Source organism: Streptomyces sp. NPDC053755 (assembly GCF_040677675.1).
In the GTDB taxonomy this organism is placed as follows: Bacteria; Actinomycetota; Actinomycetes; order Streptomycetales; family Streptomycetaceae; genus Streptomyces.
The window spans coordinates 386069-398730 of record NZ_JBFASK010000002.1; the positions used below are offsets into that span (position 1 = coordinate 386069).

Here is a 12662-nt window from a genome sequence, read left to right on the forward strand (position 1 = left end):
TCGTGAACAGCTCATCTGCGGACGCTCTCTGGGAACGTGCACAGACACCGTCGTGAGCAAGCAACGCAACATAACCGCACAGGAACAACCATTGACAAGTGTCCGGAGCGTTTCTCTACTGTGAACGCTCACAGATGCATGGCAGGTTCCTTCCACCGAGGGAGGACCGCTCGTCAGGGGAGGGGCTCCATGCCCATCGTTTCGCGCCACCGTGTTGTCGCCCTCGTCACCGCCGCCGCCCTCGGCGCGGCCACGCTCACCGCCTGCGGCTCGTCCCAGGACGGCGAGCAGGAAGATTCCGGTCCCGTCTCGCTCACTTACTGGGCCTGGGCGCCGAACATGGACAAGGTGGCCGCGCTCTGGAACAGGAAGCACCCGGACATCAAGGTCACCGTGCAGAAGCAGGCCTCCGGCGACGACCTGGTGACGAAGATCATCACGGCGTCCAAGGCGCACCAGGCACCCGACCTCGTCCAGGCGGAGTTCCAGGCCCTGCCCACGCTCGTCAGCAACGACGCGCTCGCCGACATCTCCCAGGAGGTCGGGGAGGCCAAGGACTTCTTCGCCCCCGGCCTCTGGCAGCAGACCACGCTCGGCGGCGACGCGGTCTACGCCGTGCCGCAGGACTCCGGGCCGATGATGTTCTACTACCGCACCGACCTCTTCCGGCAGTACGGCCTGAAGGTCCCCGCCACCTGGGACGAGTTCGCGGCCACCGCGCGGGCGCTCAAGGCGAAGGCCCCCGACAAGGCGCTGACCACGTTCTCCTCCAACGACTCCGGCCTCTTCGCCGGCCTCGCCCAGCAGGCGGGCGCCCGGTGGTGGACCACCGAGGGCGACACGTGGAAGGTCGGCATCGACGACCCGGCCACCCGCAAGGTCGCGGACTTCTGGGGCGGACTCGTCGAGGAGGGCGCCATCGACAACCAGCCGATGTACACCCCCGCCTGGAACAAGGCCCTCAACACCGGACAGCAGATCGGCTGGGTCAGCGCCGTCTGGGCCCCCGGCACCCTGACCACCGCTGCCCCCGACACCAAGGGCAAGTGGGCCGTGGCCCCCCTGCCCCAGTGGGACACGGCCAAGCCCGCCACGGGCAGTTGGGGCGGCTCCACCACCGCCGTCACCAGCGACTCCCCGCACAAGGCGGCCGCCGCGCGGTTCGCCACCTGGCTCAACACCGACCCCGAGGCGCTCGCCGCCCTGGTGAAGGAAGCCGGCGTCTACCCCGCCGCCACCGCCGCCCAGACCGGAGGCGCGCTCGCCGAGGCCCCCGAGTTCTTCGCCACCCAGCCCGACTTCTACCGTCAGGCCGCCGCGATCGCCAAGACGACCGCGCCCGCCGCCTGGGGGCCCAACGTGAACGTCGCCTACACCTTCTTCAAGGACGAGTTCGGCAAGGCGGCCAAGGCGAAGAGCAAGGCCGGCTTCGCCTCCGCCCTGTCCGCGCTCCAGACCGCCACCGTCGCGGACCTCCGCAAGCAGGGATTCGAGGTCGCCCCGTGACCCGGCCCCCCACGGGCGCGCGTCCGTCGTCCAGGGCCACCGCGGCTCCGGACGGCCGGCCGTCACCCCCCGCCGAAGAGGCGCCGGCCGCCCGGCCGTCGCCCCGCGCCACCCCCGGCCCCGTGCGGAGCGCCCCCTATGTCTTCCTCCTCCCGGCCGCCGTCCTCTTCGTCCTCTTCTTCGCCCTGCCCATCGGCTACGCGATCTGGCTCAGCCTCCACAAGATCGAGGTGAAGGGGCTGGGCCTCGGCAAGGGATCCAGGAACGAGGTCTGGGCCGGGCTCGAGAACTACACCGCCGCCCTCACCGACTCCGAACTCGCGCACAGCGCCCTGCGGATCCTGGGGTACGGCGCGATCGTCGTCCCCGTCATGCTCGGCCTGGCACTGCTGTTCGCCCTGCTGCTCGACACCGAACGGGTACGGGCCCGCTCCTTCGCGCGCCTCGCGATCTTCCTGCCGTACGCCATCCCCGGTGTCATCGCCGCCCTTCTGTGGGGATTCCTCTACCTGCCGGACGTCAGCCCGTTCTTCCCCGTCCTCGACGCCCTCGGACTGCCCCGGCCCGACCTGATGGACGGCGGTCCGCTCTACGCGGCCATGGCGAACATCGCCGTGTGGGGCGGTACCGGATTCAACATGATCGTCATCTACACCTCGCTGCGGTCCATCCCCGCCGAGGTCCACGAGGCGGCCCGGCTCGACGGCTGCTCACAGCTGCAGATCGCCCTGCGCGTCAAGATCCCGATGGTGGCTCCCTCGCTGGTCCTGACCTTCTTCTTCTCGATCATCGCCACCCTCCAGGTCTTCAACGAACCCACCACCCTCCAGCCCCTCACCAACGGGATCCCCACCACCTGGAGCCCCCTGATGAAGGTCTACAACGACGCCTTCGTCGGCGGGAACATCCACGCCGCCTCGGCCACCGCCGTGGTCCTCGCCCTGGCGACCTTCCTGCTCTCCTTCGGCCTGCTCAGGGCCTCCGACCGCCGCACGCAGCAAGGAGCAACCCGATGACCGGGCTCGCCTCCCCGCCCCTGACCCGCAACGCGCCCCCGGCCGCCGGTACCAGCCCCGGCACCGCGCAGGGTGCGCCGCGGCCCCGCCGGGTCGCCCTTCTGCCGACCGCCGCCCTCGTCCTCGGCGCCCTCTACTGTCTGCTGCCCGTCGCGTGGGTCCTGGTGGCCTCCACCAAGTCCGGCGCCGACCTCTTCTCCACCTTCACCTTCCTCCCCGGCGGAGGCTTCGGCGACAACCTCTCCGACCTCGACGCGTACCGCGACGGCATCTACTGGCGCTGGATGGGCAACTCCCTGCTCTACGCCGGACTCGGCGCCGTCCTCTCCACGGCGGTCTCCGCCCTCGCCGGCTACGCCCTGGCCGTCTACCGCTTCCGCGGCAGGGAGACCTTCTTCAACGTGATCCTCACGGGCGTGCTCATGCCCCCGGTGATCCTCGCCATCCCGCAGTACCTGCTCATGGCCCATGCGGGCCTGACGGACACCTACCTCTCCGTCCTGCTGCCCCTCGTCCTCTCCCCGTACGGGGTCTACCTCGGCCGGATCTACGCCGAGGCCGCCATCCCCATGGAGCTCGTCGAGGCGGGCCGGATGGACGGCGCGGGGGAGTGGCGGATCTTCGTGCGGATCGCCGCCCCGATGATGTCCCCCGGACTCGTGACGATCTTCCTCTTCCAGTTCGTCGCGATCTGGAACAACTTCCTGCTGCCGTACATCATGCTCGGCGACGACGAGAAGTTCCCCATGACGGTCGGCCTGTTCACCCTCCTCAAGCAGGGTGCGAGCCAGGCCTCGCTCTACACGCTGGTGATCATCGGCGCGCTCCTCGCGATCCTGCCGCTCATCGCCCTGTTCCTCGTGATCCAACGCTTCTGGAGCCTCGACCTGCTGTCGGGCGCCGTAAAGTCCTGACAGCAGGGGAACGAGGGGAAGAGACATGAGCACAGCAGCGAGCAGGCGTCGCCCCGCGACCATCCACGACGTGGCGCGCGAGGCCGGAGTGTCGCGCGGAACCGTCTCGCGCGTCCTCAACGGCGGGCACTACGTCAGCCCCACGGCGAAGGCGGCCGTCGACGCCGCGATCCGCAGGACGGGGTACGTCGTCAACCGGCACGCCCGCTCGCTCATCACCGGCAAGTCCGACTCCGTCGCCTTCCTCCTGACCGAGCCCCAGGAACGCTTCTTCGAGGACCCCAACTTCAACGTGCTGCTCCGCGCCTGCACCCAGGCGCTCGCCGCCCGGGACATCCCGCTGCTGCTCATGATCGCCGGGACCGAGGACGAACGGCGGCGCAACCTCCGCTACATCGAGGCCGGTCACGTCGACGGGGTGCTCCTGGTCTCCAGCCACTCGGGCGACCCCGTGGTGGCACGCCTGCACGAGGCCGGCGTGCCCGTCGTCGCCTGCGGCAAGCCGCTCGGCCAGACCGCCAAGGTCGGCTACGTCGCCGCCGACGACCGCGACGGGGCACGGGACATGGTGCGCCACCTCTATGCCTCGGGCCGCCGCCGGATAGCCACCGTCGCCGGCCCGCCGGACACGCCGGGCGGCGTCGAGCGGCTCACGGGCTACCGCGAGACGATGACCGAGTGCGGACTGCCCGTCGACGAGTCCCTGATCGTGACCGGCGACTACAGCCGGGCGAGCGGGGAGGCGGCCGCCGCCCTCCTCCTGGAGCGCGCGCCCGACGTGGACGCGGTGTTCGTGGCATCCGACCTGATGGCCCAAGGCGTGCTCGACACCCTGGCCCGCGCCGGGCGCCGGGTGCCCGACGACATCGCGGTGGGCGGCTTCGACGACTCGCCGGCCGCGCTGGCCTCCCGCCCCACGCTCACCACGATCCGTCAGCCCTGGGACCGGATCAGCACCGAGATGGTGCGGACGCTGATGGCCCGGATCGGCGGCGAGGATCCGGCCGCCGTCATTCTCCCCACCGAGCTGGTCCGCCGGGAATCGGCCTGACCCGTCGGCTTGGCGTGCGCGGATGTCCCGCGAGGGCCGCGTGACGGGTGGGTTTCGGTGGCCGGCCCGGGGGCGGGGGTGCTGCCCGGGCCGGCCGGCCGGCCCGGGTGGCGAGGGTGCCGCCGGGCCGGCGGCACGACGGCGAGGGTGCCGTCGGAACCGCCATGGCCCACGGCGGCGAGGGTGCCGTCCTGGGCCGGTCGCGGGCCCAGGTGACAGGGGGATGTCGTCCTGGTGTACCCGCTGCGGCCGGTACCGAGGACGCTACGCAATGGCGATTGTCGACACCGGCCGCGGTCCTACCCGTCCCGTCCGTGGAGAGGGGGGTGAGATCCGTGGGTCAGAGTCTCGCGTCCCGGGGGCCGCGCTTTCCAGGGAGCACAGGTGCAGATAATGGGTTCTCCCGACCGACGCCGCCCCGTCGGCGACGTCCGAGCGAGCGAAGGTGTGTCACGTGCGAGTCGCAAGTGTCCGCGGGCCTTTGAAACAGCTTCTCCTGGAGCGCCGGGCCGCGGTCGATCCGGTGTCGGCGGGCTTCCCGCCCCGGATACCCGGGCCAGGACGCCGGGCGGCGGGCCTGAGCCAGGAGCAGATGGACGAGCTGCTGCAACGCGCCCCCGGCACGTACAACCGGTTCGAGAACGGGCAACTCGCGAACCCCAGCAGTGAGTTCCTCACCTCCGTGGCCAAGGTGCTCCGACTGAACGAACAGGAGTGGACGTTCCTCTGGCGGCTGGCGCGCCGCGAGAACCCTCCCTTCACCCTGCACCGGGATTCGGGCATGTCCGTACCCGGCGTGTGGCAGCGGGTCGTCGACCAGATCACCGGCGCCCTGGCCTACATCAACGACGCCGAGTGGAACGTCCTCGCCCACAACGAGGAGTACCGCCATCTCTTCCCCGGCGGCAGGCCGCCCGCCAACACGATGCGCTGGATGCTGCTCGAACCCCAGGCCCGCGAAGAGGTCCTCCTCGACTGGGCGACCCGCTGGGCGCCCCTCGTCATGCCCCAGCTGCGCCACGCCGTGGAGATGCGGCCGCACAACCCGGCGCTCGCCCGGCTGGAGGCCGAGGTGCTGCGGGACCCGGTCGCCGGGCCCCTCTACCGCGAGACCGCGACCGCCCCCGTCCCGTATCCCGACGGCTCCGAACGGCCCATCAACCACGCGGTGCACGGACCCGGCTGGGTCACCACCTGTGTCGCCGAGCCCGTCACCTCGCCCGGCGCCCGCGTCATGCTCCTGCTCTACACCCCCGGCGCGTCGCTGGCCGAACGCCATCCCGTCCTCACCGCCCCCCTGCGGTCCTGACTCCCGGACGTAGGGGAAACGGGCGAAGTCTCCTCGCTTACCGTTCCGTTACGTCCGTCCGTCCCACCCAGGGGAGTCAGCCTTGACGTATCTCGCCCGTCCCGCCATCGCCCTGCCCGAGCACGTCGTCACGACCGACGAGTTGTGCGACGACATCCGCCGCGCGCACCCCGGACTGCCGCGGCTCGACGCGTTCCTGCGGATCGCCCGCGCGACGACCGTCGAGACCCGGCGGTTCACCCGCCCCCTGTCCGCGCCCACCGTGTCCGGTGACGCTCCCGTGGCGGAACGCAACCGCGCCGCCTACGAGGACGCGCTCCGGCTCGCGGTCGAGGCGGGACGCCGGGCCCTGGCCCACGCCGGGCTGGAGCCCGGTGACGTCGACTGCGTCATCACCAGCCACACCACCTCCTGGACCGTGCCGTCCCTCGACGTCCACCTGATCCACGCACTGGGCCTGAGACCCGACATACGCCGCATCCCCCTGGCCACCCTGGGCTGCGCGGGCGGGGCGCAGTCCCTGGTCTACGCCCACCGGGACATCGCCGCCCACCCCGGCGCCCACGTCCTGGTCGTCGTGGCCGAATGCCTGTCCACGGCCACGTACAACCACGCGGACACCAGCCGCGAATCGATGATCTACAAGGCGCTGTTCGGGGACGGGGCCGCCGCGGTGGTCGCCTCCGGCGTCCCGCGCCGGCCGGGCCCGCACGTCCTGCTGGACGACACCTTCGAGTACGTCCTGCCCGACAGCGTCGACCGCTACCGCGGCCGCCTGTCCGGAGCGGGCCTCGCCTTCGACTCCACCCCGGCGGCCACCCGGGCTCTGAACGACTGCCTTCCCGCGATCACGAAGTGGCTCGGCGGCCGCCGTCTCGACTTCGCCGTCGTGCACCCCGGCGGGCCGCGGATCCTCACCGACGCGGCCCACGGACTCGGACTCGATCCCGACCCGGCAGACGGCGACCTGACATATTCGTGGGCCAGTCTCGCCGCGTGCGGAAATCTCGGCGGGGCCGCCGTACTCGACGTGCTGGCCCGGACGTTCGACGCCCCGCCCGCTCACGAGGCCGAGGGCATCCTCATCGGCTTCGGCCCCGGCTTCACCCTGGCGGCCGCGCACGGCCGTTTCATCGATCCCCCTCGCTGAGGTGCGGGAGGAGGCGGTCGGGAGTCAGGGGCAGGTCCCGCAGCCGTACCCCCACCGCGTGGTGGACGGCGTTGGCGACGGCCGCGGCGGTGCCGACGATGCCGATCTCCCCGATCCCCTTGCTTCCCATCGGATTGAGGTGCGGATCGTCCTCCTCCAGCCAGTGCGCCTCGATCGCGGGCACGTCCGCGCAGGACGGCACGTGGTAGGCGGCCAGGTCGCGCTCCGTGAAGCCGCCGAAGGCCGCGTCGGGGGAACTCGTCTCCGTCAGGGCCATCCCGATGCCCATGGTCATCCCGCCGATGAACTGGGAACGCGCGGTACGGGGGTTGAGGATGCGGCCGGCGGCGTAGACCCCGAGGAGGCGGCGCACCCGGACCTCGCCGGTCACGGTGTCGACCTGGACCTCCGCGAAGTGGGCGCCGAACGCGTGCCGGGCGTAGGGGGATTCGCGCCCGGCCTCCTCCTCGGTGTCGGCCGTCGCGGACAGGCCGTCGACCGGGGGCTTCCCGGAGTGCGCGCGCAGCTTCCCGGCGAGGGCGGTGCACGCCTTGTGCACCGCCCATCCCCAGGAGGCCGTGCCCGAGGAGCCGCCGGCGAGCGGGGCGTCGGGCAGTCCGCTGCTGCCGATGTCGACGCGAACCGACTCGACGGGCGCCTGGAGGACCTCGGCGGCGATCTGCGCGAGCACGGTGCGCGCACCCGTGCCGATGTCGGTGGCGTTGAGCCGGACGGTGTACGTGCCGTCCGGGGAGGCGTGCGCGGACGCGGTGGAGGGGCTGACGAGCACCGGATAGGTGGCGGCGGCCACGCCGGTGCCCAGGAGCAGGTCCCCTTCACGGCGCACCCCGGGCCGCGGGTCGCGCCCCTCCCAGCCGAAGCGCCGGGCTCCTTCGCGCAGACACTCCACGAGGTGCCTGCTGCTGAACGGCCGTCCGCTGTCGGGCTCGGTGTCCGGTTCGTTGCGGACGCGCAGTTCCACCGGGTCGATGCCGGTGGCGACGGCGAGTTCGTCCATCGCCGACTCCAGGGCGTACATGCCGGACGCCTCGCCGGGAGCCCGCATCCACGACGGCGTCGGCACGTCCAGCGCCACCACCCGGTGGACGGTGCGGCCGGCCGGCGAGGTGTACATGGTGCGGGCGGGGACGGCGGCCTGCTCCACGAACTCCTTCACCGTCGACGTCTGCGTGACGACCTCGTGCGCGAGCGCCGTGATGACGCCGTCACCGCCCGCGCCGAGCCGTACGCGCTGCACGGTGGGCGCGCGGTGGCCCACGACGGCGGGGAGGTCACGGCGGGGAAGGGCGAGCTTGACCGGGAGCCCGGTGTGGCGGGCCGCCATCGCCGCGAGCACCACGTGGGGGCGGGGTGTGCCCTTGCTGCCGAACCCGCCGCCCACGTGCTCGGACAGGACGGTGACCGACTCCGGGGGCAGGGCGAAGAGGCCCGCCAGGGTGTCCCGTACCGTCGTCGAGCCCTGGCTCGAGTCGTACACGGTCAGCCGGCCGTCGTCCCACCACGCCGTGGCGGCGTGCGGTTCCATCGGATGGTTGTGGAGCGCCGTCATGGTGTACGTCGCGTCGACCCGGACCTCGGCGGCGGCGAAGGCCGCGTCGAAGTCGCCGCGTTCGCGCACCGCCGGGTGGCCGCCGTTCGCCTCCTCCGGGGTGTAGATGCGGGGATGGTCGGCGGTCAGGCGCACCTCGTGCTCGTCGGCCTCGTACTCCACGCGCAGCGCCTCGGCGGCGGCGCGGGCGTTCTCCGGGGAGTCGGCCACGACGAGGGCGACGTACCAGCCGCGGTGCGGGACGCGCTCGTCCTGGAGCACGGCGAGCGTGGGGTCGTCGGGGGTGCCCAGCCGGGGCGCGTTCGCGTGGCTGAGGACCGCGTGCACGCCGGGCAGGGCCAGGGCGGCGTCGCTGTGGACGGCGGTGACCCGGCCGCACGCGACGGCGGCGGGCACGGGCCAGGCGTACGCGCAACCGGGCGGGGTGTGCTCGGCGGCGTACCGCGCCGCACCCGTCACCTTCAGGCGGGCCTCGCGGCGCACCACGTCGCCGCCCGTGGCCGTCGCGGTCCCGCGGGCTCCGGCCGTCACGTCCTGCGGGGAGGTGACGGACGGCGGGGAGAGTCGGTCGTTCATGCCGGGTTCCTGTCTCCTTCGGCGCGGGAGGCGAGGTCGCTCAGGACGCTGACGGCGAGGTTCCGCGCCAGTGTCACCTTGAAGCCGTTGTCGCGCAGCGGCCGCGCCGTGGCCAGTTCGGCGTCGGCCGCCCGGGCGTACGTCGCGGCGGTGGCCGGAGCCCCGCGCAGCACGTCCTCGGCGGCGCGGGCACGCCACGGCCGGTGGGCGAGACCGCCGAAGGCGAGCGTGGCGTCCTCGACGACACCGTCCTCGACGCGGACGACGGCGGCGACGGAGGCGAGCGCGAACGCGTACGAGGCGCGGTCACGGGCCTTGCGGTAGGCGCTGCGCACGCCGGCCGGGAGGGGCGGCAGGCCGACGCCCGTGATCAGTTCCCCCGGGCGGATGACGGTGTCCTGGTCGGGCCGGTCGCCGGGCAGCCGGTGGAAGTCCGTCACCGGGACCGCGCGCTCGCCGTCCACGCCGCGCAGATGGACCACGGCGTCGAGGGCGGCCAGCGCGACGGCCATGTCCGAGGGATGGGTGGCGACGCAGTGTTCCGAGTGGCCGAGGACCGCGAGATCGCGATGGGCTCCGTCGCGGGCGGGACAGCCCGTGCCCGGCTCCCGCTTGTTGCAGGGCTTGGACGTGTCCTGGAAGTAGGGGCAGCGGGTTCGCTGGAGCAGGTTCCCGCCGGTGGTCGCGGTGTTGCGCAACTGTCCCGACGCCCCGGACAGCAGCGCCTGGGAGAGCGCGGTGTACCGCGTGCGGACCAGTGGATGCGCGGCCAGGTCGCTGTTGCGCACGGTCGCCCCGACGCGGAGCCCACCGTCGGGGGTCTCCTCGACCGCGTCCAGCGGGAGCCGGCTGACGTCGATGAGGACCTCAGGGGCGGCGACGCCCAGCTTCATCAGGTCCACGAGATTGGTCCCGCCGCCCAGGAACTGGGCTTCCGGGTGGGCGTCGAACGCGTCGAGCGCCTCCTCGGCCGTGCCGGCGCGGAGGTAGGAGAAGGACCTCATGGCGTCGCGGCCTCCTCGATCGCGTCGACGATGTGCGGATAGGCACCGCAGCGGCAGAGGTTGCCGCTCATGCGCTCCCGGATCTCGTCGGCGCCGAGCGGTGCGGGGCCGTCCGGGGGAGTCACCACGGAGGGGTGTCCCTCGGCGGCCTCGCCGAGCATGCCGACGGCCGAACAGATCTGTCCCGGTGTGCAGTACCCGCACTGCAGGGCGTCCCGGGCCACGAACGCCTCCTGGACCGGGTGGAGACGGCCGTCCTCGGCGAGTCCCTCCACCGTGGTGATGTCGGCGCCCTCGCAGGCCACGGCGAACAGCAGACAGCTGTTGACCCGCCGCCCGTCCACGAGGACCGTGCACGCGCCGCACTGCCCGTGGTCGCAGCCCTTCTTGGCGCCGACGAGGTCCAGGCGCTCCCGCAGGGCGTCCAGCAGGGTGGTGCGGTTGTCCAGGCGCAGCGTCCGCGGCGAACCGTTGACCTTCAGGGTGACGTCGGAGGTCCCGCTCCCCGCCGGGGCGGACCGGGTGGGGCTAGCCATGGGTGACGCCCGGGTCGGCGAGGGAACGGCGCCGGTCCGTGACCCGGCGCGGGCCGGGGCAGCGGTCCCGTCCGTCGGCCCCGAGGGGGCGGCGGACGTTCTTCGCGGACAGCTCTTCGACCGTCGTGCGGTCCTCGCGCAGCAGCACGATCCCATCCATGTGCAGGCCTCGCCCTTCTGTCATGGTGTGTAGTCATATGCCCCGGGATGGGTGTTCCCCCGGAGCGGCGCTCGTATGTCCGTCCGTCAGTCGACGCGGATCGCCAGCAGGCACGCGTCGTCGTCGTGCCCCGACCGGGCGTGATCCTCCACCAGCCGGTCGATCGTCTGCTGCGGCGTCAGCCCCGCCGCCTCGCCCACCGTGGTCACGAGCCGCTCGATGCCCTCGGTGATGTCCTCGCCGCGCCGCTCGACCATGCCGTCCGTGTACATCAGCAGCAGATCGCCCCGTTGCAGGGGGTACGCCGACGTCTCGTACGCGTACCCCGGCAACGCCCCCAGGAGCGGGCCGCGTTGCTCGGTGGTGAGCGCGAAGGCCCGTCCCTCGCGGCGCACCACGGGCGCCGGATGCCCCGCGTCGGCCCAGTGGAGGACCCGGTCGGCGTCGATGTGCCCGGCGATCGCCGTGGCCGTCTGCCCCGAGGGGTCGCTGCACACCAGTTCGTTCAGCCAGGTCATGATCTCCCCGGCCGGCGCGCCGGTCTGGGCCAGACCCGCCAGCGCGTGGCGCTGCTGGGCCATCCGGGCCACCGCGTCCAGCCCGTGCCCGCAGGCGTCGCCCATCGCGACCAGCACCCGTCCGTCGGGAAGCAGACGGCACTTGTACCAGTCGCCGCCGACGGCCGAGTCGGGCTCCGCGGGCTGGTACGCGGCCGCCACCGTCAGGCCCACCGCGGCCAGCTGCTCGGAGTGCGTCGGCAGCAGCGCCTCGCGGAGCATCCCCGCGACCTGGCGTTCGGCCTCCGCCTGCTGGCGCAGCCGCTCCGTCTCCCGTTCCGTCTCCACCAGGCGGCGCCGGCTGCGCATCTGCGGCGTGAGGTCGCGGGCGACGAGGTGCACGGCCCACGGACGCCCGTCCGTGCCGGCGACCGGGCGCCCGAGCAGATCGAGGGTGCGCACCTCGCCGAAGACCAGGAACCGGATCCGGGTCCACGCCGGTTCCTCCCCCGCGAGGACCGCCGTGATGAACTCCGCGAACGCCGTGGTGTCCGCGGGCAGCAGCGCGTCGCACAGCTCCTCCAGCGACCACGGCATGTTCAGGTCCGTCCGGAAGATCCGGCTCAGACCCTCCGACCAGGTCACCTTGCCCGACAGCAGGTCCCAGTGGCCCCAGCCCATCGAAGCGAGGTGCTGGGCGTCCACGGTCAGCAGCTCCGCCTGGCTGCGGACCGGACGCCAGGTGGCGACCAGCTGTCCGCCGCAGGCGGCGGCGCAGTAGAGCAGCTGGGCGCGGTGGAGGCGGCCCAGCCGTTCCTCCGTGTAGTCCACGACGACGCTCTCCATCGGGCGCCCGGTGGTCAGCGTCTCGGTGAGTGCCGAGAGGAGGCCGCTCGCGGCCGCCCCGGGCCGGGCCTCCATGAACCGCTGTCCCACCTGGTGGGCCGGCGCCTCCAGCCACTCCGCGGACCGGATGTGATTGCCCGCCCGGATGACGAAGTCGGCGACTCCGCCGTTGTCGTCGCGCAGCGGGGTGAGCAGCGCGGCCGACGCGGGGATCGCCGGCAGGGTGGCGCAGATGCACGACCAGGGGTCGTGCTCCTTCCCGTCCGGGCCGGCGTCCTCGCCCTCCTCCGTGCCGCACACGCAGGAGGTGGACAGCGCCGCCTCGTGCCGCCGCGGCAGGAGCGCGGTGCTCTGGAGGGGCGAGACGCGGTCCTGGGCGAGGGGCGGCGGCTGCCGGGTCCCGGTCTTGCGCCGGACGTCGGCGCGCAGGGCGGAGATCTCGCGCCCGATGACGGCCTTGAGCTCGCTCACGTCGTCGGGGAGGGGAAGGTTCATGGCGCACCTCGGGGGCCGTGGAGGGTGGGGCG

Annotated in this window: 11 protein-coding genes; 6 read left to right on the forward strand and 5 right to left on the reverse strand. The window is 72.8% G+C overall.

Annotated features, from left to right (window positions below; all coding sequences use genetic code 11):
* The first annotated feature begins 189 nt into the window (after positions 1-189).
* From AB0K65_RS04405 to AB0K65_RS04430, 6 genes are all read left to right on the forward strand, one after another.
* A complete protein-coding gene (locus AB0K65_RS04405; RefSeq protein ID WP_365714185.1) occupies positions 190-1506 on the forward strand; it encodes an extracellular solute-binding protein in 1317 nt (438 codons plus the stop codon).
* Positions 1507-1628: 122 nt separating this feature from the next.
* Entirely contained in the window at positions 1629-2522 is an 894-nt protein-coding gene (locus AB0K65_RS04410; protein WP_365714186.1) for a sugar ABC transporter permease, read from the forward strand.
* A complete protein-coding gene (locus tag AB0K65_RS04415) occupies positions 2519-3436 on the forward strand; it encodes a carbohydrate ABC transporter permease (RefSeq protein ID WP_365714187.1) in 918 nt (305 codons plus the stop codon). The genes AB0K65_RS04410 and AB0K65_RS04415 overlap by 4 nt, the downstream gene beginning before the upstream one ends.
* Positions 3437-3461: 25 nt before the next feature.
* Positions 3462-4487, forward strand: a complete 1026-nt coding sequence (locus AB0K65_RS04420; protein ID WP_365714188.1) for a LacI family DNA-binding transcriptional regulator — start codon at positions 3462-3464, stop codon at positions 4485-4487.
* A gap of 454 nt (positions 4488-4941) precedes the next feature.
* A complete protein-coding gene (locus tag AB0K65_RS04425; protein ID WP_365714189.1) occupies positions 4942-5796 on the forward strand; it encodes a helix-turn-helix domain-containing protein in 855 nt (284 codons plus the stop codon).
* 82 nt (positions 5797-5878) lie between these two features.
* Positions 5879-6946, forward strand: coding sequence for a PhlD (locus AB0K65_RS04430; RefSeq protein WP_365714190.1), 1068 nt, complete (start codon positions 5879-5881; stop codon positions 6944-6946).
* Here AB0K65_RS04430 and AB0K65_RS04435 read toward each other — a convergent pair.
* From AB0K65_RS04435 to AB0K65_RS04455, 5 genes are all read right to left on the reverse strand, one after another.
* Positions 6927-9092 (reverse strand): xanthine dehydrogenase family protein molybdopterin-binding subunit, encoded by a 2166-nt coding sequence (locus AB0K65_RS04435; RefSeq protein WP_365714191.1) that lies wholly within the window; start codon positions 9090-9092, stop codon positions 6927-6929. The genes AB0K65_RS04430 and AB0K65_RS04435 overlap by 20 nt on opposite strands.
* Positions 9089-10096, reverse strand: a complete 1008-nt coding sequence (locus tag AB0K65_RS04440) for a xanthine dehydrogenase family protein subunit M (RefSeq protein ID WP_365714192.1) — start codon at positions 10094-10096, stop codon at positions 9089-9091. The genes AB0K65_RS04435 and AB0K65_RS04440 overlap by 4 nt, the downstream gene beginning before the upstream one ends.
* Positions 10093-10632: a 2Fe-2S iron-sulfur cluster-binding protein gene (locus AB0K65_RS04445; RefSeq protein WP_365714193.1), complete on the reverse strand. Its 540-nt coding sequence runs from the start codon at positions 10630-10632 to the stop codon at positions 10093-10095. The genes AB0K65_RS04440 and AB0K65_RS04445 overlap by 4 nt, the downstream gene beginning before the upstream one ends.
* Positions 10625-10816, reverse strand: a complete 192-nt coding sequence (locus tag AB0K65_RS04450; protein ID WP_365714194.1) for a hypothetical protein — start codon at positions 10814-10816, stop codon at positions 10625-10627. Before AB0K65_RS04450 ends, AB0K65_RS04445 begins: the two co-directional genes overlap by 8 nt.
* A 62-nt stretch (positions 10817-10878) precedes the next feature.
* Positions 10879-12630 carry a PP2C family protein-serine/threonine phosphatase gene (locus AB0K65_RS04455; RefSeq protein WP_365714195.1) on the reverse strand — a complete coding sequence of 584 codons (1752 nt, stop codon included), beginning with the start codon at positions 12628-12630 and terminating at the stop codon, positions 10879-10881.
* Positions 12631-12662: the final 32 nt, after the last annotated feature.